The 21,523-nt window shown below is 45.1% G+C and carries 20 protein-coding genes and 1 CRISPR repeat array; of the genes, 14 read left to right on the top strand and 6 right to left on the bottom strand.

Annotation, left to right across the window (positions count from 1 at the left end):
• Positions 1-25 precede the first annotated feature (25 nt).
• The 11 genes from casA to MHUN_RS07160 all read left to right on the top strand — a co-directional run bounded on the left by casA (position 26) and on the right by MHUN_RS07160 (position 14,536).
• Entirely contained in the window at positions 26-1,624 is a 1,599-nt protein-coding gene (gene casA, locus MHUN_RS07210) for a type I-E CRISPR-associated protein Cse1/CasA (protein ID WP_011448389.1), read from the top strand.
• A complete protein-coding gene (gene casB, locus MHUN_RS07205; RefSeq protein ID WP_011448388.1) occupies positions 1,621-2,145 on the top strand; it encodes a type I-E CRISPR-associated protein Cse2/CasB in 525 nt (174 codons plus the stop codon). The genes casA and casB overlap by 4 nt, the downstream gene beginning before the upstream one ends.
• Entirely contained in the window at positions 2,138-3,286 is a 1,149-nt protein-coding gene (gene cas7e, locus MHUN_RS07200) for a type I-E CRISPR-associated protein Cas7/Cse4/CasC (protein WP_011448387.1), read from the top strand. The genes casB and cas7e overlap by 8 nt, the downstream gene beginning before the upstream one ends.
• Complete coding sequence (cas5e, locus tag MHUN_RS07195; RefSeq protein WP_048067361.1) at positions 3,283-4,020, top strand: type I-E CRISPR-associated protein Cas5/CasD; 738 nt, start codon at positions 3,283-3,285, stop codon at positions 4,018-4,020. Before cas7e ends, cas5e begins: the two co-directional genes overlap by 4 nt.
• Before the next feature lie 2 nt (positions 4,021-4,022).
• Positions 4,023-4,709, top strand: a complete 687-nt coding sequence (cas6e, locus tag MHUN_RS07190) for a type I-E CRISPR-associated protein Cas6/Cse3/CasE (RefSeq protein WP_011448385.1) — start codon at positions 4,023-4,025, stop codon at positions 4,707-4,709.
• On the top strand, positions 4,706-5,605 hold the full coding sequence (gene cas1e, locus MHUN_RS07185; RefSeq protein WP_011448384.1) for a type I-E CRISPR-associated endonuclease Cas1e: 900 nt from the start codon (positions 4,706-4,708) through the stop codon (positions 5,603-5,605). The genes cas6e and cas1e overlap by 4 nt, the downstream gene beginning before the upstream one ends.
• Positions 5,606-5,611: 6 nt before the next feature.
• Positions 5,612-5,905, top strand: a complete 294-nt coding sequence (gene cas2e, locus MHUN_RS07180; RefSeq protein ID WP_011448383.1) for a type I-E CRISPR-associated endoribonuclease Cas2e — start codon at positions 5,612-5,614, stop codon at positions 5,903-5,905.
• 62 nt (positions 5,906-5,967) lie between these two features.
• Positions 5,968-10,817: direct repeats of the CRISPR family, unit length 29 nt; unit sequence GAGTTCCCCGTGTGTATGGGGATGAACCG.
• A 5-nt stretch (positions 10,818-10,822) separates the two neighbouring features.
• The gene (locus tag MHUN_RS18655) at positions 10,823-11,245 is read left to right on the top strand and encodes a hypothetical protein (RefSeq protein WP_143709405.1); all 423 of its coding nucleotides are present in this window, start codon (positions 10,823-10,825) and stop codon (positions 11,243-11,245) included.
• Positions 11,242-11,421 carry a hypothetical protein gene (locus MHUN_RS07170; protein WP_048067360.1) on the top strand — a complete coding sequence of 60 codons (180 nt, stop codon included), beginning with the start codon at positions 11,242-11,244 and terminating at the stop codon, positions 11,419-11,421. The genes MHUN_RS18655 and MHUN_RS07170 overlap by 4 nt, the downstream gene beginning before the upstream one ends.
• A gap of 429 nt (positions 11,422-11,850) precedes the next feature.
• The gene (locus MHUN_RS07165; protein WP_011448381.1) at positions 11,851-12,804 is read left to right on the top strand and encodes a hypothetical protein; all 954 of its coding nucleotides are present in this window, start codon (positions 11,851-11,853) and stop codon (positions 12,802-12,804) included.
• A gap of 889 nt (positions 12,805-13,693) precedes the next feature.
• Positions 13,694-14,536, top strand: a complete 843-nt coding sequence (locus tag MHUN_RS07160; protein ID WP_011448380.1) for a DUF6293 family protein — start codon at positions 13,694-13,696, stop codon at positions 14,534-14,536.
• A gap of 405 nt (positions 14,537-14,941) precedes the next feature.
• On the opposite strand, the gene MHUN_RS07155 is transcribed toward MHUN_RS07160, so the two are convergent.
• The 6 genes from MHUN_RS07155 to MHUN_RS19205 all read right to left on the bottom strand — a co-directional run bounded on the left by MHUN_RS07155 (position 14,942) and on the right by MHUN_RS19205 (position 19,232).
• Complete coding sequence (locus MHUN_RS07155; RefSeq protein ID WP_011448379.1) at positions 14,942-15,301, bottom strand: hypothetical protein; 360 nt, start codon at positions 15,299-15,301, stop codon at positions 14,942-14,944.
• Positions 15,302-15,501: 200 nt separating this feature from the next.
• Positions 15,502-15,951 (bottom strand): type II toxin-antitoxin system VapC family toxin, encoded by a 450-nt coding sequence (locus MHUN_RS07150; protein ID WP_158498183.1) that lies wholly within the window; start codon positions 15,949-15,951, stop codon positions 15,502-15,504.
• Entirely contained in the window at positions 15,920-16,162 is a 243-nt protein-coding gene (locus MHUN_RS07145) for a hypothetical protein (protein ID WP_143709400.1), read from the bottom strand. The genes MHUN_RS07150 and MHUN_RS07145 overlap by 32 nt, the downstream gene beginning before the upstream one ends.
• Positions 16,141-16,497: a KilA-N domain-containing protein gene (locus MHUN_RS07140; RefSeq protein WP_011448376.1), complete on the bottom strand. Its 357-nt coding sequence runs from the start codon at positions 16,495-16,497 to the stop codon at positions 16,141-16,143. The genes MHUN_RS07145 and MHUN_RS07140 overlap by 22 nt, the downstream gene beginning before the upstream one ends.
• Before the next feature lie 15 nt (positions 16,498-16,512).
• Entirely contained in the window at positions 16,513-17,676 is a 1,164-nt protein-coding gene (locus MHUN_RS19210; RefSeq protein ID WP_011448375.1) for a PD-(D/E)XK nuclease family protein, read from the bottom strand.
• The gene (locus MHUN_RS19205; RefSeq protein ID WP_011448374.1) at positions 17,652-19,232 is read right to left on the bottom strand and encodes an ATP-dependent helicase; all 1,581 of its coding nucleotides are present in this window, start codon (positions 19,230-19,232) and stop codon (positions 17,652-17,654) included. The genes MHUN_RS19210 and MHUN_RS19205 overlap by 25 nt, the downstream gene beginning before the upstream one ends.
• 784 nt (positions 19,233-20,016) lie before the next feature.
• Here MHUN_RS19205 and MHUN_RS07130 point away from each other — a divergent pair.
• From MHUN_RS07130 to MHUN_RS07120, 3 genes are all read left to right on the top strand, one after another.
• Positions 20,017-20,202 (top strand): hypothetical protein, encoded by a 186-nt coding sequence (locus MHUN_RS07130; protein ID WP_143709397.1) that lies wholly within the window; start codon positions 20,017-20,019, stop codon positions 20,200-20,202.
• A gap of 96 nt (positions 20,203-20,298) precedes the next feature.
• On the top strand, positions 20,299-21,027 hold the full coding sequence (locus MHUN_RS07125) for a methyl-accepting chemotaxis protein (protein WP_048067358.1): 729 nt from the start codon (positions 20,299-20,301) through the stop codon (positions 21,025-21,027).
• A gap of 161 nt (positions 21,028-21,188) precedes the next feature.
• Complete coding sequence (locus MHUN_RS07120; RefSeq protein WP_011448372.1) at positions 21,189-21,413, top strand: hypothetical protein; 225 nt, start codon at positions 21,189-21,191, stop codon at positions 21,411-21,413.
• The last annotated feature ends 110 nt before the right edge of the window (positions 21,414-21,523 follow it).

Here is a 21,523-nt window from a genome sequence, read left to right as displayed (position 1 = left end):
ACTTATTATTTTATGAGGTTCAGATATGATCCATCTATTACATGATGCCTGGATTCCGGTTGTGAGAAAAAACGGTGATTCCGGTCTTATCGCTCCGCATCAGATTACCTCGGATTATGATACAAATCCGGTGATAGAACTTAATGCTTCACGTCCAGATTTTAATGGAGCTCTTATTCAGTTTCTGATAGGATTAATTCAGACTGTCTGTCCTCCTGAATCGGATAAAGAATGGACTGACCGGTTAGATAATGTAATTCCTTCAGATGTATTGAAGGGACACTTCAAGCAGATTCAGGATGCCTTCTCTCTGGATGGTAAAGGCCCCAGATTTATGCAAGATATCAGTATTGGTGATGAGAAGAAAAATTCAGTTGACGGTCTTCTTATTGAAATGCCTGGGGAGAATACGGTCAAGAAAAATACTGATTTTTTTGTTAAACGCGATACTGTAAAGCAGATGTGTCCCTCTTGTGCTGCTATGGCTTTATTTACTCTTCAGGTTAATGGACCAGGTGGTGGAGCTGGGCATAAAACAGGTTTACGAGGTGGGGGGCCATTAACGTCTGTAATCTTGGGGGAGACATTGTGGGAGACGGTATGGCTGAATATTATTCCTTCAATAAAATTTTTTGGAGATGCGATAGCAAAACAAAAAAAGAGTATGGATATGATCTTTCCCTGGTTTGGGAAGATTCGCCTGAGTGATAAAAAGGAAAAAACTGGCGTGATCGATGTTAATCCTTTACAGATGTTCTGGGGGATGGGAAGACGGATATTACTTGATTTTGAGGACAAGCCGGTAGGGGCCTGTGATGTATGTGGTCTTGCATCTTCAGCAACCGTGTTGACATATCATACGAAACCTCATGGAGTTGATTATGACGAAACCTGGGACAATCACACACTTACTCCTTATTACCTGGATAAAGAAGTTTATCGCCCAATTCATCTTCAACCCGGGGGTATTACGTATCGAAATTTTATGGGTCTGATTATTCCGGATTCGTCAAGGAATATCAAGGTTTCCAGAACTGTAACAAATTTTCAGAATAATATTATTCGTTTAAAGCGGAAATCATTTAAAAAGGTTAGGTTATGGTCATTTGGATATGATATGGATAATGCAAAAGCCAGATGCTGGTATGAAAGCCGGATGCCAATCTACCTGCTGGATGATGAGAAAAAGAGAGAATTATTTGAAAATATTGTTTCAAATCTTATATTTACAGCAGAATATGTGTTGCAGTCTCTTGCCGGCTCAATAAAGGACGCAATTTCAGGACATGGTAATAAAGGAAAAGAACCTGTTGATTTAAGATCCCGATTTTGGAATGAGACTGAGGAATTGTTCTATGCTACACTTGATAGACTTTTTTTCTCTTTGGGAAATGTGGAGCAGATAGATCAAATAAAGCGTGAATGGTATCGTATGTTAGTTGGTCATTCTGTTTTGTTATTTGATTATTATACCCAGGTTTCACTCATCAGCGATCTGAATGATCCTAAGAGTGTTATCGATGCCCGAATCAAATTTAAAAAATTTACCGGAGAGAACACGAAAAAAGTTATTTCATTACTGGGTCTTCTCATGAAGGACTCAATGGAGGAGAAAAAGCTATGACTGATGTATATCTATCTATTGAATCAGATCCTGTCAGGGAGAAATTTCACTCCTGGTGGAAGGGATTGATTGAGAGCCGTGGAGATAGTGCTGAGTTACGGAGGTGTCATGATCTTACAGAAGTGTTTTTTTGTCCGGCTTTTCACAGGCTTTATCAGAGTCTTTTACCGCATGGAATGGTGAGAAGAGAGGCTTTGGCTTTGATTGCAGTAAGTCTTGCTCATGTGAAAGAAGACATTTCTGGTGTTACTTTTGCTCAGCAGATGGGTGAGAGCAGAATAGGTCAGACCCCCTCTGTTAGTGAAGCGAGATTTCGAAAACTTATTCGGTGTGAATCATATCCCGATCTCTTTCTTCCTGTGACAAGGATCATACGGATGCTGAATGGGACGGTGAATATTGATGATGTGGTCAGAAAATTGTACTTCTGGAATGAAAAATCCAGAAAAGAGATGACATTTGAGTATTTTGAAAAAGTATTACAGTCTGAAGGAAATCAAGGAGGAAAAAAGAATGAGTGAATTTATCCAGATCCATATGCTTGCATCGTATCCGCCATCCAATCTGAATCGTGACGATCTTGGGAGACCCAAAACTGCCACGGTGGGAGGAACACAGCGTATTCGTGTATCGTCGCAAAGTCTGAAAAGATCATGGCGGACATCAGAGGCATTTTCAGATGCACTTAAAGGGGCTATTGGTATCCGAACCAGGGATATGGGGGTGAAAATTAAAAAAGCTCTGGTGGAGGGGAGGTTATTATCCGATATCCTTGAGGGAAAAGAGTCTGGAGTGACGAGGGAGAGGATAAAAGATGAGAAGAAAGCTCATGAGTGGGCGGTAAAGATAAGTTCTCATTTTGGGAAGATCGAGGGAGGAAAAGAGAAGGATTCAGATAAGAAATCTGAAAAAACAGATGAAAAGAGTAATAAAAATCCTCTCTCCCATAAGCAGATGGTTCATTATAGTCCGGAAGAGATTGCTGGAATTGATGATCTTCTTGGTCGGATTTCTGGTGGTGAAAAAGTATCAGATGATGATTGTATTCGACTTCGATCCGATCATAAAGCTGTTGATATTGCTTTATTCGGACGTATGCTTGCAGATAATGCAGCATATAATACTGAGGCAGCAGTTCAGGTTTCCCATGCTATAACGGTGCATGACACGCCGGTTGAAGATGACTATTTTACAGCAGTTGATGATCTCAATCAGCTTGATGATACTGCCGGAGCAGGGCATATTGGTGAAGCAGAGTTTGGTGCAGGTCTTTTTTATACCTATATCTGTATTAACCGTGATTTATTGAAAGAAAATCTTCAAGGTGATAATGAACTTTCGAACCGGGCAATTGAGGCTCTTATTCGTGCCGCTTCCATGGTTAGCCCATCAGGGAAACAGAATAGTTTTGCATCACGGTCATATGCGTCATATCTGCTTGTTGAAAAGGGTACAGAGCAGCCGCGTTCTCTTGCAGCCGCCTTTTTCAAACCCGTTTCGGGGAAGGATATCTACGGAGATGCTGTGAAAAATCTTGAGGGTCTTCGGGATAGGATGGATAATGCATATGGGACTTCTTTTAAGCAATCGTCCAGATCCATGAATGTTATTGATGGAACAGGGAGTCTGACTGATATTATCTCATTTGTGTTAGAGTCATGACGAAGTTTTGTCTCATTAATCTCTACGGACCGATGGCCGGGTATGGGGGGATTGCAGTGGGTGAAATGCGGTCTTCATGGTCAAGACCGTCCCGGTCAGCGGTTCTTGGAATGGTTGCTGCAGCCCTTGGTATTCGTCGGGATGATGAAGAAGCCCAGAACAGACTCCAGGCCGGATATGGGTTCTCGGTGATGGTCCTGCAACCTGGCATAATGATTCAGGATTTTCATACCATTCAGTCAGTCCACTCATCTTCTTTGAAGAAAATGAATCATGTGATGACCAGGAGGGATGAGATGAATCTTGGGGATTCGGAAACAATTCTTTCTCGTAGGGAGTACCTGTGTGATCATGTTTCTGTTGCCTGTGTATGGATCCGTGATGCTGAGTCAGCTCAGTTCTCTCTTGAGGAGATTGCAGCATCGTTTCGAAATCCTGTTTTTTGTTTGTATCTGGGGAGAAAATCCTGCCCTCCTGCCCTTCCTGTTCATGCACGGGTCATACAGGCTGATTCATTGAAGTCAGCCCTGGTTCAGCATATCGAGGGGTTTGATCTCCTCAATGGTTTCAGAGTACCGGATCGGGTGTCTCTCTATTTTGAGGATGGTATTGATATCGGATTTGATGACCCGGTGATGGTGATGAAGAGGCGTGATAATATATTATCCCGGTCGAGGTGGCAGTTTTCTGACCGTAATGAATATTATGCTCGTATTTCTGTTTCCGAGGTGTGATAATGTTTTTTTCTAAAATGACACTGGATAGAGAAGCTGCAATTTCAGGTCGGTTTCGAGATCTTGTGACAGGGCCGTATCAGGTGCATGAAGTGATCTGGGATCTTTTTGCAGACCATCCTGATAGAAAGAGAGATTTTTTATATCGTGCGGAGTTAACCGGAAGGGATCCTGTAGTTTATTTGCTCTCAGCCAGGAAGCCGGTTTACGAAGGAAATGTGTGGAATATTCTTTCAAAGCCATTTCATCCGGTTCTCCAGAAAGATGATCTGCTGAATTTTCGAATCCGTGTAAATCCTGTTGTGACAAAGACTGAGCCTGATCCAGATAGAAAACGGATTCGTCACCGTCATGATGTTATCATGGATGCAAAAAGAAGACTTAATGAGGCAAATTCATCTTTTTCAATGAGTGATCTGGTTCAGCAGGAGTCTGTCCGCTGGCTTCGTCAGCGTAGTGAAAAAGGAGGTTTTTCCTTATATGAGGATAGAGTTATTGCAGGGGGATACCGAAAGATGCAGTTTTCCCAGGGCAGGAAAAAAAATACCATATCCATTAGTGTTGTGGATTGCGATGGTGTTCTTCGGGTTACTGATCCTGACTTGTTTCTCCAGATGATCTGTAATGGGCTTGGGCCGGCAAAAGGGTTTGGCTGTGGGCTCATGATGGTGAAACGGGCAGCATTATGACTCCTACTCTCCCCGATATAAAGCCGATTCCGATAAAAGAGCGTTCTTCGGTGGTATTTCTTGGTAGGGGAGAATTGGATGTTATTGATGGTGCGTTTGTTCTGGTTGATACGAATGGGATCAGGATGCAGATTCCTGTCGGTGGCCTTGCATCGCTGATGCTGGAACCTGGGTCACGGGTTTCCCATGCAGCGGTCTCTCTTGCATCGAAAGTTGGTTGTCTGCTTGTTTTTGTAGGTGAGGGTGGTGTTCGTCTCTATTCTGTTGGTCATCCCGGGGGTGCCCGATCAGATCGTCTTTTGTACCAGGCACGTCTTGCTCTTGATGAGGTATTACGGCTAAAGGTTGTGAAGAAGATGTTCTCTCTCCGGTTTGGAGAGGATTTTTCTGATGCATATTCTGTTGAACAGTTACGGGGACTTGAAGGGGTTCGTGTCAGGGAAGGGTATCGTAAGATTGCAAGAGATACTGGTGTCATCTGGAATGGCAGGCGATATGATCCTCATTCCTGGGGGAGTGCTGATCTTCCGAATAGATGTCTTAGTGCAGCAACCGCCAGTTTATATGGGATTTGTGAGGCTGCTGTTCTTGCTGCAGGGTATTCTCCTTCTATCGGGTTCTTACATACGGGAAAGCCGCTTTCTTTTGTGTATGATATTGCAGACCTTTTCAAATTTGAAACGGTTGTCCCTGCAGCGTTTAAAACGGCTGCATTAAATCCCAGGGAGCCTGAGCGTGAGGTCAGGTATGCCTGCCGCGATTTATTCCGGGAAACACAACTCCTCAAGAGGATTATTCCAACGATTGAGGAGGTGCTGACAGCTGGTGGCATTTCTGCGCCTGCTCCTCCTGACTGGGTTGTTCCACCGGCGATTCCTGTTGATGAGGAGGGATGAGCCGGCATGATTGTTGTGGTAACAGAAGGAGTCCCGCCGTCATTACGAGGGAGGCTTGCAGTTTGGCTCTTGGAGGTCCGTTCTGGAGTGTATGTGGGTTCATATTCTGTGCGAGTCAGAGATATGATCTGGAGTCAGGTATGTTCGGGTATTGGAAAAGGAAATGCCGTGATGATGTGGCACACACCGACAGAAGCAGGGTTTAAATTTGAGACCGTGGGTCATAACCGCCGGATTCCGATTGATGCTGATGGCCATCCATTAGTAGCATTTATGCCGGAGGAAAATAAGAAAAAGTAATGTTCACCTGATATGGGCATCCGGAGGAAGGGCGTTTCCTCCAAGAGGAGAAAAAGGGAAGAGAGTTCCCCGTGTGTATGGGGATGAACCGATCCGGATAACTGCATCATCCACAAACGTGTAGAGTTCCCCGTGTGTATGGGGATGAACCGACACCACGATTACCCTTCTTGAGATGTCCCTGGAGTTCCCCGTGTGTATGGGGATGAACCGACATGCCGAAACGTGTGAATGGGTTGATGCGGGAGTTCCCCGTGTGTATGGGGATGAACCGGAATGCCGGTCGGTCAGAAGATCACGAACCTGGAGTTCCCCGTGTGTATGGGGATGAACCGCACACCAACCCTGATGAAAGAAATGGCAGTAAGAGTTCCCCGTGTGTATGGGGATGAACCGTACCAGCACTTCCGGATGGTTGGTTCTGTGTTGAGTTCCCCGTGTGTATGGGGATGAACCGTGCTTATGGTGATGATGATGAGTGATCACTACGAGTTCCCCGTGTGTATGGGGATGAACCGAATGTGCGAGCAGATCACACGATTGTAGCCACGAGTTCCCCGTGTGTATGGGGATGAACCGGAAAGGTAGTGAATGATTATCATCGGGTTGCAGAGTTCCCCGTGTGTATGGGGATGAACCGCTTCGGCAAAGGCCCGGACGTCTTCCACTAATGAGTTCCCCGTGTGTATGGGGATGAACCGCAATCCAATGCTCTTTGTTCGATACATCTCCTGAGTTCCCCGTGTGTATGGGGATGAACCGTTACGTGCTCCAATGTCGAATATAGGGTTGATGAGTTCCCCGTGTGTATGGGGATGAACCGCCTAATGGACAGCCAATGAACACAACTCCTGCGAGTTCCCCGTGTGTATGGGGATGAACCATGTAATAAAAACAGTCCCACAGGACATAATCGGAGTTCCCCGTGTGTATGGGGATGAACCGCAAACGCAGCAAAACAGAGAGCCGAAGAATTCGAGTTCCCCGTGTGTATGGGGATGAACCGCCCCTATAAACAGAGTAGCACCCATTCTCCAAGAGTTCCCCGTGTGTATGGGGATGAACCGTATCCGACAATAGCACCAAGTTCACCAACCAAGAGTTCCCCGTGTGTATGGGGATGAACCGTTTATGTATTCAATTCAACACGGGATGCACCCGAGTTCCCCGTGTGTATGGGGATGAACCGTAATATCTGAAATAGTAATCGCCGCGAATAAAGAGTTCCCCGTGTGTATGGGGATGAACCGCCCTTCGCGCTTCCGTTCTGCCGTGCGCTTATGAGTTCCCCGTGTGTATGGGGATGAACCGTTAAATGCACCAATCGTCTTTACGGTAAATGAGAGTTCCCCGTGTGTATGGGGATGAACCGTAACCCATCCTCTGATAGTTCAATATCAAAACGAGTTCCCCGTGTGTATGGGGATGAACCGATTATGAAGCGAATGGAACTTGGGATAACGGCGAGTTCCCCGTGTGTATGGGGATGAACCGATAACCGGAGTAGAACACTTAAAGAAATTTGAGAGTTCCCCGTGTGTATGGGGATGAACCGAGAGATAAACAACAGGAGATTTTAATCCAACCGAGTTCCCCGTGTGTATGGGGATGAACCGAAATGAGTTCAAAATACTGTGCTGGTGCAATTGAGTTCCCCGTGTGTATGGGGATGAACCGCAATGAATCTTGACATTGTTTGTTCAGCTTATGAGTTCCCCGTGTGTATGGGGATGAACCGAGTTCTATGGTTTCTCACTGGAGCGGATCAAAGAGTTCCCCGTGTGTATGGGGATGAACCGAGTTCTATGGTTTCTCACTGGAGCGGATCAAAGAGTTCCCCGTGTGTATGGGGATGAACCGTAGAAGCAATATTAAAACAGTTGGAGTTATTAGAGTTCCCCGTGTGTATGGGGATGAACCGTAGAAGCAATATTAAAACAGTTGGAGTTATTAGAGTTCCCCGTGTGTATGGGGATGAACCGAGGCAATATATGACAGATACATCTGATGGAATGAGTTCCCCGTGTGTATGGGGATGAACCGATGCACGCTGGATGCATCAGGGAACGCAACATGAGTTCCCCGTGTGTATGGGGATGAACCGCGTATATCTTTATATAGTCTGCAGGAGACTTGGAGTTCCCCGTGTGTATGGGGATGAACCGGATTACCTGATGTTTGGTTGTGATAGAGGGATGAGTTCCCCGTGTGTATGGGGATGAACCATAAAAATCGGGTAAATAATACAAATTTGAATCGAGTTCCCCGTGTGTATGGGGATGAACCATGGGAAGATCGGCTCTGGAACATAGGGCAGGCGAGTTCCCCGTGTGTATGGGGATGAACCGTGTGCAACCTGTGATATTGCCTGCGAATGCGGGAGTTCCCCGTGTGTATGGGGATGAACCGTACGTAGACGTGCTTATCGCTCCTTTTGCATAGAGTTCCCCGTGTGTATGGGGATGAACCGAATCCTGATAGAACCATCAGAAAACCCAAGGAGAGTTCCCCGTGTGTATGGGGATGAACCGGACTCTGCAATGAGTAGGCAGGGAAAGGCGGAGAGTTCCCCGTGTGTATGGGGATGAACCAGGGGTAGAGGTATTAGGCCCATGAGACAAATAGAGTTCCCCGTGTGTATGGGGATGAACCGCAGGCGATTGAAGCACTTGGAGGCACTCCTGAGAGTTCCCCGTGTGTATGGGGATGAACCGTCAGAAAAAGAATTCAAATCAAACTGCCTGGAGAGTTCCCCGTGTGTATGGGGATGAACCGAAGAACTGGAAGAGGGAAGGCCGCATGAGGATGAGTTCCCCGTGTGTATGGGGATGAACCGTCACCTCCTAACGTGATGTTATTGCCGTTTCCGAGTTCCCCGTGTGTATGGGGATGAACCGGATAATTTTCCCGTCAAGCCCGCTTATTTCACGAGTTCCCCGTGTGTATGGGGATGAACCGACCAGTGCAAGGCAGTCCGCGAAATGATGTATGAGTTCCCCGTGTGTATGGGGATGAACCGAGTACCTACGCAGAGTATGGGGGGGGTGGGGCGAGTTCCCCGTGTGTATGGGGATGAACCGTTGCAACACTCAATACTGTATGTCATACCTGTGAGTTCCCCGTGTGTATGGGGATGAACCGGCTCAAGAGACTGTATTAGAACAGACTCTTGAGAGTTCCCCGTGTGTATGGGGATGAACCGGAGAGAGTATTCAAATGTTCACCAAATGTGTACGAGTTCCCCGTGTGTATGGGGATGAACCGTAGACCTGGAATTCTATGAGGAAATCCTGAAAGAGTTCCCCGTGTGTATGGGGATGAACCGGTGTATGATTTGATCAGTGAATGGTTAGATGAAGAGTTCCCCGTGTGTATGGGGATGAACCGGCACTGGTAGTATGAGCCGTGACAGATATCATGAGTTCCCCGTGTGTATGGGGATGAACCGGGATAGAATACCGATAAGGGCGCCATTAAAACGAGTTCCCCGTGTGTATGGGGATGAACCGGACAAATCCTTATGTGGACTTCAGACGGTCTTGAGTTCCCCGTGTGTATGGGGATGAACCGGGCACGTAAAACAATTATATCAGAGGATATTGGAGTTCCCCGTGTGTATGGGGATGAACCGAACAAAGAAAAATACAAATCTATTGATATAATGAGTTCCCCGTGTGTATGGGGATGAACCGAAACAGGCAAAACTGAAATTGGCGACGGTTGGGAGTTCCCCGTGTGTATGGGGATGAACCGGTGATGGTTCCCCTCATGGCCCGGAAGTACCCGAGTTCCCCGTGTGTATGGGGATGAACCGAAATTCCGAGTCAATCAGAAGGAAGATAACACGAGTTCCCCGTGTGTATGGGGATGAACCGAACTCGAATCCATGCTTGATGCGAAAGAATTGGAGTTCCCCGTGTGTATGGGGATGAACCGTGAAACTCGTGGAGTGTTGACTATCAGCGGTAGAGTTCCCCGTGTGTATGGGGATGAACCGGAACGAAATTAGATGAGGGCATTCTTTCGGGAGAGTTCCCCGTGTGTATGGGGATGAACCGGATGCGACCATCTTATCTGACATCGGACTTGAGAGTTCCCCGTGTGTATGGGGATGAACCGCGCCAAGAATTGAGGGATAGAACGCGATATACGAGTTCCCCGTGTGTATGGGGATGAACCGGAATCGGCAGAATCATAATCTCAACCAGTTTCGAGTTCCCCGTGTGTATGGGGATGAACCGTATGTCATTAATCAGGTTCATAACCTGATGCCGAGTTCCCCGTGTGTATGGGGATGAACCGTTGTCTCTATGAAGCAGGAAGCCCCATCCTCAGAGTTCCCCGTGTGTATGGGGATGAACCGTGTGTAATATCGATGAGAGTGGGGAGCAAGTTGAGTTCCCCGTGTGTATGGGGATGAACCGAAGCATCACACATTTTCCCGCATGAATCCAAAGAGTTCCCCGTGTGTATGGGGATGAACCGCATATCTTGCATTCAGAGAAACACTTCATGACGAGTTCCCCGTGTGTATGGGGATGAACCGATGACCGAAGAAGAGAAGGTCATCATTTCGATGAGTTCCCCGTGTGTATGGGGATGAACCGAGCGCTTAAAACTTAACTAATTTTTGTTTTAGGAGTTCCCCGTGTGTATGGGGATGAACCGTCAAAACGGGGAACGTAAGGTGCTGCAAACACGAGTTCCCCGTGTGTATGGGGATGAACCGCATGATGTGTTGGAGGATTAGATTTTTTTTATGAGTTCCCCGTGTGTATGGGGATGAACCGTCTACTTCCTTCGTTTGTTTCAATCCCATTTCGAGTTCCCCGTGTGTATGGGGATGAACCGCGATCGCGAAACGCCAATCCTTCTGACATCCAGAGTTCCCCGTGTGTATGGGGATGAACCGTGTACTTGCATATTGCGAACATAGATTCCTCCTTTAATAAACCCGATTCTATCACGACAGAGCGCAACAATCATTTCTTTGGTCTTGGAATAGAAAAAGCAAAAGATATCATAAAAGATGGAGCATATCACGAACCAGCATACAGATCCTCGTCATTAGATTTGAGTACTGCTTATGGGTTTGCAGCGAAAGAACGTGATGAGAGCGGATTCTGTAATGTATTCATGTTTCAAACCCCTCCTGGAACAAAGGCCTTATCACTTGGAGATGGAGAATATGAGTACTTAATGCCACGGGGAGAAGAGTATGTGGTTGGAGATATCTTTAATGCAGATAGATTCGAATATAAGCACACTGACTACGGGGTTGAGCGAGTGACCCCATTAGAAAAAGTTCGTATGATACTTCTAAAAAGAGTAATAAGATGACCCAAGAAGAGACATTCAAACGGTGGAAAGAGTGTGATGATGGAATTATCACTGGAATAAAAGATACTCGCACGCATGAAGAAAAAATGAAGGATCGTGAATGGGCAGAAGAGTTCATGAAAACCACCTTTGGATTAGACGTGAGTAAACTGAAAAAGAGCGTTCGACCTCTTTAATCATAACCTCCAGTTTGAACCCCTGGGAGAAGAAGATGGTAAAAAAGAGGGTTAAGCGGATATCACCAAAGGCCAACGTGTTGACCAATAAGGATGATATCAGCAACTAACAGACTCTTTTCTACCAGTCCCGAGCGGGTACAAGCCCACACGAGAAAGGTATTTACGATTTGAAATCGATATACCATGGTTAATGTCCTGTCATGGGTAGCAACTTTCCACGGCGGCTATACCATGACAATTCTTATGTTTCTATTGCCTGCTTATTATCGCTTGTTCTTTGAACTGTCCATTTTCTAATAAAAGGTAGAATTACCTCAATGAAACCCTCTCACATTATGCGCAACCCCTGACTATCATCCCCTTTCACTATGCTCGTACCCTGTTTTTTCCATATTTCATAATATACCCTGAGCATAATATGCTCCTATGTCTTCGGCAGAGCAGTATCAGCTCTACGCCAACGCCGCACCGGACCAGTCCGGCCACGACGTAATCCTGCACACCCTGGATACCTGGCGGTCACATACAAACCAGGACGGGGTGAGCCGGAAACTCTTCTTTGGTTCCGGGAACTTCACCGGGACTGAGTCATTATGGAACGGTACCCCGCTCATCTTTGGAACCAGGCATCCGAAGACATTGCTGACACAGGACCTGAAGAAAGCCCTGAAAGAATCAGACGGGCGGGTTGTCGGATCGTTCACCGGAGCCGAAATCGTTCAGAACGGAACCGCACGGTTCACCGGGTCGTTCCAGTTCACCGATTCTGAAGTCAGGACTTTACACAACAACGGAGAACTCCAGTTCTCTTCCGGTTTTATCGCAGACGTCGATGGTGATGGACGACTGGTCGGGAAAGTAAAACCTGACCACATCCTTATTTTCAAGAAATCAAAGGACGGGCTTCAACCGCAGGACGGGGGGGCCACGTTCCTGAACGCACGGAGTCAGACTATGGATTCTGAAGAACTAAAAGGGCATTTTACCCGACTAATGGAGGCTATCAAAGGGCTGACTCCGGCTAACGGACCGGCCCCTATCCTCAATGCGAGCAATTCGAACATGACAGAAGAACTCAACAAACAGGTCACTCTTCTGAACGCTCAGGTCGAAACCCTGACCGGTCAGATTGCTGAAAAGGATACCGCCATCGCAGAATTAAACACAAAAGTTCAGGCATTCGAAGACGAGAAGAAACAGGCGGAAGCACAAGCACAGGAAGACGCCTGGCAGAACATCAAGACAAACGTTCTGCCTCCCGGACTGACTGCAACCCCGGAACTTGAGAAGGAGCGAGTTCCCCGTGTGTATGGGGATGAACTGAATAGGTTGTCGCCTTTCTTCCGGCAGGTAAAGAGTTCCCCGTGTGTATGGGGATGAACCGTGAGAAAAGAGAGTGTGGGGCTGCTATGTGGCGAGTTCCCCGTGTGGATGGAGATGAACCGAACCCCATCTGACATATACTGGTTATACATATGAGTTCCTGGTGTGCAACGGGATGAATGGGAACCGTCTACAAGTATGCGTGTTCCAGATAGTTTCAATAGAACACTTGAATAAGTAAATGATAAGCAAATAAAAAGTTCGGGCATACATCCGACTTTCACAAAAGGAAAAACAAAATCAGATAATAAATGCTTTTCAAAAGTAATCAGGATGTGTATGCGGTTAATATCCACATCACCGCATACACGAAAGTGGGTGAAACCCGAGCACGTCAGATCCCCTTAGTCTCTTCCGGGCTTCCGGATTTGACAATTTATCTACAGGGTTTCTTAACAAATAATTGTTGCCCGTGTTTGGGATAATCCACGATCTCAGCCGGGTGGGGATAGTATGAAACCTGAGTAAAAAGGATCCCTGAAAAGGGAATTAAGAAGATTGTGTCTGGATATCGTGGTTCACCTGGTGGCCATGTATCTTTACTACCATCTTTTTTTTATTCCCTTCGTTCTCTATTCAAATACGAAAATTCTCCTATTTTGTTTTATATTAACGCTTAAGTGCCAAACTGTAAGCATATCGTTTTATTAAAACCTTGGAAACATCGAGACCATTCTCGTATAACATTCATCTGGTGCAACAAAAGATTATCAAGTCAAAAAAACTAATAATTGCCAATCCTTGTGATACAGGGATGACCCATCTGATTATTAGGTGTTAGAATTTTTTACATGTTCGTTCCCCGTAAGTACGGGGATTTATCTGCAATCATCAATCTGTGGATAAACCGAAAGACATTTTTGTATCAATATAAAATAAAACACCTATGGCAGAGAGTAATCATCCTCATTCTGTTCATATTATTCCACTTGGGTATGAGATTGATCGTGCCATACGACCATTTGATTCAGAAAAAGCCGTTCGAGTGTATCTCCTTACCATGAAGCAGATGGAAAAATACAATACTCCGGAGGAGATTCAGATGACTGCACGGGAAAGACATTATGAGAGTCGTGTTTCCGATATCCTCACGGAGAAGGGAATTCAGGTCATTACAAAACAGATCGATATGTTCAATACTCTTGAAGTAATGAGAGAGGTTGCATCTATTATTAATCAAGAAAAAGAGCAGAATTCAGTTATAAAAGTTAATATGTCTGCATGTGGTAGAATAACGGCCTTTGCTACTACCCTTGCAGCAATGGCCCATGATGTTTCTCTATATTATGTCCGTGCAGATAAATATGCAGATTCAGCCCATGATGTAGAATGCCATGGTCTCTCAATCTGTAAGCAACAGAGAATATGGAACCTTGAAAAAATACCATTGGCACTCCCGGATAAAATGAAAGTCACTGTACTATCTCTTCTAGCAGGAAAAAAGGAAGGGCTCTTTACCTGGGAGATCGTGGATCATCTCATCCAGTCAGGAGAACCCGGATATGACATTCCATTCAGGGAGAAACACAAGGATGAGATGAGAATGATTCAGAGGAGGTATCATACCCGCCTTAATAAAAGTGCTCTCGAACCTCTCATTGCATCTGGATATGTTACTAAAAAGAAAGTCGGAAGATATCACCGGATAACAATAACACAGAGCGGACTTTATTTGGCAGCAGTTCATGGGGCCTTTATTGCTCCAGAATTTTCAGAGATGTATCCCTGAATTTTTCTTACTGTTGATTGAGATCCTGGTTTCAATTCATATTATTCTGGAAGATGTAGAATGGGATTAGTGGTTGAACACAATCTTAAGGCCAGAAAAAATAAGATTCAATGTAGAGGTTGTTGCATAACTTTAAACCGCTGGTACAATGAGGAAAAAACCAGATTTTTTATCGCCGATTTTAGGTTTCACTCGAATGGAAATTATCCTTCTTGCGGAAATGACATTTTGGTTATGTAACAGCCTCTAAAACACATTAAATCTAAATATTTTTTGTCTAACTTGAATTTTATTCCTGATAATACCTAAAACCCCCTTTAGTGATCGCTAGGTTATTAAGTATTTAAAACCACAATTTGCTGCTGAGTGTCGGGTTGAGGTAAATATACCTGAATAATTACAGGATTAGATACATGGGGGCATGAAATCACCCTTCTCGTAGTACCGGGAGAAGAACGAATGAATATGTGAGAAGATGAACGAACGATGCTGACGGGCAATCTCCGGGGTCAGATCTGTGCAGGCTTCCCTGACCTGGTCCGGAAGGGTCTTTGTTATGAACTTCTCAACCTCAGCCCGCTTCTCATTCATGATCCGGTAGATACCGTAGTTCAGCTGATCATCGGTCTGGAGCTGGAAGAGCTGACGTAAGAGACGCTGGAGATTCTCGATATCCTCCTTCTCTTTTACCTGTAACTCTTCATCATATGCTGATTTTACTTCCCGCACCAATAATTCATCGTTCTCTTTCATCGGTTTCGTCATATCGTCTCCTCAATACATCGTACTTCTTCGTTTTGGATAGCTCATACAGCGGTCATGATCCGGTATCGATCCGGAAAGCCTGTATTCTGGTAATTTTGAAATTTTAAAATGCATGTGATAATTCGAGAAATAATCTTGATTCATAGAGTTTACTCTTTCTCCTTTTTTGGAGTGATCCGGAAACGATCCGGAAAGCCTGATCAATTCTGCAGCATTGCAGAAAAACCAGCCTGAATAAAGTGTTTATCACTGGTAAGGGCATTTTTAATACTTCTTTCATTCATGACTACAAATGACACACAATCAGTAAAACTCCAATTCTTATCATCTCGCTTATAAAAAAGCCTCCATCCTTTTTCCCATAATTCAGGATCAACATGCAAAATGGGAACTCTTGGAGAACGACAAATATTGTGATAAAAAGTTATCAAAGACGATCTGAATTTTGGATTGGATAAAGCATTGGAGGTTTCCTCAATAATTGAGGACGTAGTAACAAATACTGACCCTTTTTTCATCAAATCCTGATAGAGTATGTTGGTTATTATATGAAGTGAATCCTTTTGGTTTAATAACGCAAACCAACATGCAATATCAACGAATATCTCTGATGTAGGTTCATTCATTCTTCGCCCTTTTGTCAGTTCCATAGAGATAGTGATCATGTTCATGTGCAAGATCAGGAATCCCTGTATCCACAGCTAATGAGGCGATATTAAATGCAGGATCCAGTTCAGGATTTATCTCGTAAATCTCATCAGAATTAATAATTATTGTGTATTTTTTGCCCGGAACAAGTTTTATTTCATCAATCGGCCGAAGCACAGAACCATCAAATACTACGTCCATTGTTGTAGCCATACTATCCCTCCAGGATATTTTGTTGTTATAGTATCTGTATTGCCGGCATCTTTGTTATTTCGTTGGGTAGGTATATCGTTGGAGTAATCCGGAACCGCCCTTCTACCCCCTAACATACTAAACCCATCGAATTCGATGGGGTTAAAATTTGGGTTATTTAAATGTTCCCATATGCCGATGAACTCAATGGTATTTCTGCTTCTTAACCAATTTTGAATAATATAATCTGTACGCTCTGCATCTTTGTATTTCGCAATATCAGTTATGCAGATATAATCCTCCTCATGGAGAACTGATACTGTTATTTCTTTATCAAGAACCGTAATCTTCCCCATCGCTTAACACCCGTATCACACAAACCGGCAGATTTTCACATAATCACATGCCTTACACTGATCCCCGGGGCAGGCTGAAAACTCCCGGTTCACAATTCCTGTAATTATTTTCTCAGCTAAGTGCTCTGCCTTTGTCAGCATCTCTTCACTCACCGGTACCGGAACCACCGTTGCATCCTCAAGAAAGGCAATCGAACCTGAACACACCTGCTCTCCAATTGCAGTAAGTCCACGGGCATAGAGCCTTATCTGCATCGATGCATCATTCTCGGTAACCACCGTATCAGACGTCTTGTAATCCCGGATCTCTATCCCTTCATTATCATGCAGAATCACATCTACCTTCCCAGCAACCGTTGCCTGCATCAGGGGATACTCAATCCGTGTCTCCACCTCACGAATCCGGAGCATATCATCCTTCCTGGCTTCGGCAAAATGAATCAGCTTCTCCATCACCACATCCCGCATACCTTCTGCACGTCCGGGATCGGCAAATGGCATGAAAAAGTTCTCTTCAACCGATGTTGCAACCGCCGTGACCGGATCATACCCTTCCTTCATCAGTTCGGCAGCTTCCCGCATACAATGATGGAGAGCATTTCCATACCCAAGATACGGGTTGATACCCGGCTGAAATCCCCATATGGTATTAATTCTGTACCGGTACGGGCATTTACTATAGTGAATCAGCTCGCCGGCGGCAAACGTCTGGATCTCATCATCCTCACCACGCTGTGACAATGAAAGATCAGGTAGATGTGTAAAGGGAGAAAGAACCTCAATATCCGGACAGTCGGCCAGATCCTCGATAAATTCGCTGACACCCTTCTTCCTCCCGTTTAATGTGGTAAAATATGACAGGACAAGCAGCTCCTTTGCCCTCGTCATAGCAACATACATCAGCTTTCGTTCCCCTTCCACGTCACCTTCATACCTTGACACATTGAACATATCACGGGGAAGAAGCCATCTCTGCTCTCTTCCGGTTTTTGCTGAGGGAAACCTTCCGTTCACCAGAGCAGGGATGAATACAACCGGCCATTCCAGCCCTTTAGACTGATGCATGGTCATCAGATTCACCGCATTCAGACCGGCCAGATCATCATCCATCTGCTCATCATATGCTCCGTTCGCGTAATGGTTTAGAAAATACGTTACCGTCTTAACAGAGTCGGCCATGAGATCCGGTGACCCCCGAGTTTCTGTGCAGTTTCCACATCGCTTAAGATATCCCCGAACCTGCCCAGATTTGCCATGATGACCGCATGTTCCGGGTTATCCGGATCCAGCTGTAAAAACCCGAGAATGGAGAGGAGTTCCTGGTACATACCGGCAACATGATCAAACCCTTTCCCATGAAGCTGCCGTTTCCACTCATTCAGCCGGGGAAGAATCTCATCAACCGTACAAAGACCCGGAATTGCATCCGCCCATTCCTGTGACCCGAACGTGAGCAGGTCCTCCCCCTCAATCTTATTCTTCCAGTCCCATCGTGACTTCTGGAAAAACCCGTTCGGAGAAGCCCAGACCACAATCTTTGCTAGAGCCGCAATCTCCGCTCTACGGAATAGGCCCACCTTTCCCCCGACCATGAAGGGAATATGCTTCTCCCGGAACACGTCAATGAACGGCTCACCACTCGTATTCACACTCCTGAGAAGAATCCCTATATCACCGTACCTGCACCTGCCACTCTCAACCAGCCGTGAGATCTCATCAGCAATAAAGACGGCCTCACTCCGTTTGTCTGAAAACTCCACAAGATGAGCCTTTCCCTGTTCGGACCGGGAATACACCATCGGAGAATACCGGCACTTCTCAAACGTCTCAGAAAAATAATTCGCCGCCTGCACAATCGTCTGCACACTCCGGCGGTTCTCCGGGATGGATATCGTCTCAGACTGCTGGTAATACTCAGCAAACTCCTCAAAACAGTGCTCATCAGATCCCCGCCACTGGTAAATCGTCTGCCGTGGATCCCCAACGACGAAAATTTTACTCCCCCGGCCAAGAATCTCAATCAGCTCCTGTTGTGCCCGGTTAATATCCTGGTACTCATCCACTATAAGATACTGAATAAAATCCCCGACTTCAGGACGCTTCCGGAGATTCTCCACCGTCAGAGCAATCATCCGGTCAAAGGTCAGCCGGTGGTGTTCATCAAGACACGCTTCATATTTGGTAAGGGAATAATAAAAATCTGGAGAACGCTTCTTCACCTCATCCCGTGAGAGCATCTCATTATAGAAAACGCCCACACTCCTCTTGAAATCCTGACATTTTTCGGTATAATTGGAACTGCCTGTCAGATTCAGTTCCCAGCCGACCCTCATCAGGTAGGCCATCTCCTGATTCTCATCCAGAACTCCCCAGGACCCATACCCGAACTGATCCTCAAGAAGGTGAAAGCAGAATCCGTGAATGGTCCCGACATACATCTCACCAAGCCGGGCACATAACGCATCCTCCCCCAGCTCCTTGACACGCTTATATATTCTGCTCTTCATATTCGCTGCGGCTTTCTCGGTGAACGTAAACGCAACAATAGAGGCAGGCTCCACATGCTCAACCAATAGCAGAGAAACAATCTTTCTCGTCAGTGTTTCGGTCTTCCCGGCCCCTGCACCGGCAATAATCCGGACATGCGGTGATTGTGTCGTTATTGCTGATTGCTGGCTCTCTGATAGCGGTCGTGGTTCATGAAGGATAGTATGAAGAAGCTGGGTGTGTGTCATGATATCTGGTGCAGTATATAAACATAGAACGATTTCATGATAAGACCATTTCGATGTTATGTCTCATGGGTCATACAGAAGTCTGTTTCTGTTTTCTCTGTTATGTGCTCAGGTTCAACACCTGTTCCTGCAATTAAGTTCATCATTCTGTCTCCTCATGTTGGTATGAGATCATAAGAATATGTTCATCTGAACAATGTGAGCAGTATGGGCAGAATGAAAATACTCATCATATCTAATACCGTCAAGATCCTAACACTGGCAATGATTATTCATGAAATGCAGGATTTGATGATGAGGAAATCCTGGCACACACCCGAAAATCACAAATATAAAAAAGAATCAAATTGCTCATGCTTTTCAAGACAAAATAGAGCGTGTATATGGCTAATATCCACATCACCACATACACGGTAGGGGTGAAACCCGAGCACGTCAGATCCCCTCAGTCTCTTCCGGGCTTTTGGATTTGACAATTTATCTATAGGGTTTCTTGACAAATATCCGAAATTGATCCCCATCTTTATTTCACAACATTCTAAACCCGTCGAATTCGACGGGGTTAAAAAACATAATCGGTATGTCATGATTCCAGAGATTCAATAGTTTTATTATTGGGTTCTCATTTTCGAAAGATGCATTCAATCATATACTATACCGAATCCTGATAATGCCCAATAATAATTGTATTTATCAATTCATTGCAACACCCACATTTACTCAAAGGAAAAACTGTTATTTTGAAAAATTAATAGACATATAGAACAGATAAGAGATGAAAATCATGTCTGCCGATGTTTACCCTAATAATTTTTCTGACAAGGACATTCTCGTCAGAGTTGAACATAAACTAGATCATATCATAGAAATCCTTGAAGATAAAACGATCTCAATTGAGGAGGAAAAACTCATCAGAGAAACTGATAAACTCATTCATGGAAAAAAATTTGATGAATTTATCCCATTATGACCTGGAATGTGGTTCTCCATAAACAGGCCAATAAAAATCGTGAAAATTTTTAGATTCCGAAAGAATTCGGGAGTCGAATTCACCTCATCGGTAACCATGGTTGCCTCCAAGGTAGATGATGTCAGCCGGTTAAGCCAGGATGTCAATGACATATCAGGGAAAGGACTGGTCCAGGCAAATATTGCAGAAGATGGCATTCAGGCGATTAACGGAGCGGTGCACGACGCCGGCGTCATCATTGAAGAGTTCAAGACTCAGGCAGAGGAGATTGGAAAGATCATTGAGATCATCAGTTCCATTGCAGACCAGACCAACCTTCTTGCCCTAAATGCATCAATCGAGGCTGCCCGGGCCGGAGATGCCGGACTTGGTTTTGCCGTGGTTGCGAACGAAGTAAAGACCCTGGCACAGGACTCACAACGGTCAGCAGATAATATCTCCCGGATCATTGAGGAACTGCAGACCCAGTCAGAAAAAGCCGGAGCAGCGATGCAGAAAGCAACCGATGAAGTGACCAGGGGGTCTGAGGCGATCAACGAGACAATCCGGTTCTTCCATACCATAGCCGAACAGATACAGGAGATATCAGATAATATCGCTGAAGTTGCAGCTCTTTCGGAAGAAGAAAGAAATGCCGTTCAGATGATAGAATCACGCATTTCAGGAATGAAAACCCTGGCAGACGATACGTCAGATGAAGCATCAGCCTCTGCAGTTGCATCAGAGGAGTCATCGGTTGCATTAAACCAGATATCATCCATCATGACCGAACTATCGCAAATTGCGACCCAAATAGATGAATCCATGAAACGGTTGAAGACGTAAAAAACCAAAACCTGCATTCATTTTTTCCGGAGCTATAAGAATTCCGGATCTGATTCCTGGAATGCATGATATATGATTAGATATTATCGCTCAATTTATTCCTGATAAAAGATGATGTATCTGGAACTGACTGAATTCATATATCCCGGTATGGTGAAAGCATGACAAAAAATAAAACCCCCTCCTCAAAGGATGAAGCGTGGACTGACGCAAAAAAGCGGTATAAACTCACCGATGAGCATATCCGGATGGCAAAAGAACTTGGTCTGAACCCGAAGAAATTTGGTTCATATGCACCCAATAAACAGGAACCCTGGAAAGAACCACTCCCGGATTTCATCGAGGAGATATATGCCAAACGATTCAAAAAGAGTGAATCTGGATAGATATCTGTCTGTGTCACAATTACCCTATGAAGAATGATTTGACAAATCCCTCTCCTTCGTGCTGCCTCACATGGTAAGAAAATGCCCATTTCCCTCCTATCATTGACTTT

Origin of the sequence: Methanospirillum hungatei JF-1 (assembly GCF_000013445.1) — an archaeon.
GTDB lineage: Archaea > Halobacteriota > Methanomicrobia > Methanomicrobiales > Methanospirillaceae > Methanospirillum > Methanospirillum hungatei.
This window is presented reverse-complemented; position numbering and strand designations above follow the sequence as displayed.

What these genes read in the sequence shown, in the direction of transcription:
- cas6e (WP_011448385.1), top strand. Translation starts at nt 4,023, where the DNA reads ATGTTTTTTTCTAAAATGACACTGGATAGAGAAGCTGCAATTTCAGGT.
- MHUN_RS07160 (WP_011448380.1), top strand. Translation starts at nt 13,694, where the DNA reads ATGGCAGAGAGTAATCATCCTCATTCTGTTCATATTATTCCACTTGGG.
- MHUN_RS07155 (WP_011448379.1), bottom strand. Translation starts at nt 15,301, where the DNA reads ATGACGAAACCGATGAAAGAGAACGATGAATTATTGGTGCGGGAAGTA.
- casB (WP_011448388.1), top strand. Translation starts at nt 1,621, where the DNA reads ATGACTGATGTATATCTATCTATTGAATCAGATCCTGTCAGGGAGAAA.
- cas2e (WP_011448383.1), top strand. Translation starts at nt 5,612, where the DNA reads ATGATTGTTGTGGTAACAGAAGGAGTCCCGCCGTCATTACGAGGGAGG.
- MHUN_RS07140 (WP_011448376.1), bottom strand. Translation starts at nt 16,497, where the DNA reads ATGGGGAAGATTACGGTTCTTGATAAAGAAATAACAGTATCAGTTCTC.
- MHUN_RS07170 (WP_048067360.1), top strand. Translation starts at nt 11,242, where the DNA reads ATGACCCAAGAAGAGACATTCAAACGGTGGAAAGAGTGTGATGATGGA.
- cas5e (WP_048067361.1), top strand. Translation starts at nt 3,283, where the DNA reads ATGACGAAGTTTTGTCTCATTAATCTCTACGGACCGATGGCCGGGTAT.
- MHUN_RS19210 (WP_011448375.1), bottom strand. Translation starts at nt 17,676, where the DNA reads ATGGCCGACTCTGTTAAGACGGTAACGTATTTTCTAAACCATTACGCG.
- MHUN_RS07130 (WP_143709397.1), top strand. Translation starts at nt 20,017, where the DNA reads ATGTCTGCCGATGTTTACCCTAATAATTTTTCTGACAAGGACATTCTC.
- MHUN_RS07125 (WP_048067358.1), top strand. Translation starts at nt 20,299, where the DNA reads ATGGTTGCCTCCAAGGTAGATGATGTCAGCCGGTTAAGCCAGGATGTC.
- MHUN_RS19205 (WP_011448374.1), bottom strand. Translation starts at nt 19,232, where the DNA reads ATGACACACACCCAGCTTCTTCATACTATCCTTCATGAACCACGACCG.
- cas1e (WP_011448384.1), top strand. Translation starts at nt 4,706, where the DNA reads ATGACTCCTACTCTCCCCGATATAAAGCCGATTCCGATAAAAGAGCGT.
- MHUN_RS07120 (WP_011448372.1), top strand. Translation starts at nt 21,189, where the DNA reads ATGACAAAAAATAAAACCCCCTCCTCAAAGGATGAAGCGTGGACTGAC.
- casA (WP_011448389.1), top strand. Translation starts at nt 26, where the DNA reads ATGATCCATCTATTACATGATGCCTGGATTCCGGTTGTGAGAAAAAAC.
- MHUN_RS07145 (WP_143709400.1), bottom strand. Translation starts at nt 16,162, where the DNA reads ATGGCTACAACAATGGACGTAGTATTTGATGGTTCTGTGCTTCGGCCG.
- cas7e (WP_011448387.1), top strand. Translation starts at nt 2,138, where the DNA reads ATGAGTGAATTTATCCAGATCCATATGCTTGCATCGTATCCGCCATCC.
- MHUN_RS07150 (WP_158498183.1), bottom strand. Translation starts at nt 15,951, where the DNA reads ATGGAACTGACAAAAGGGCGAAGAATGAATGAACCTACATCAGAGATA.
- MHUN_RS07165 (WP_011448381.1), top strand. Translation starts at nt 11,851, where the DNA reads ATGTCTTCGGCAGAGCAGTATCAGCTCTACGCCAACGCCGCACCGGAC.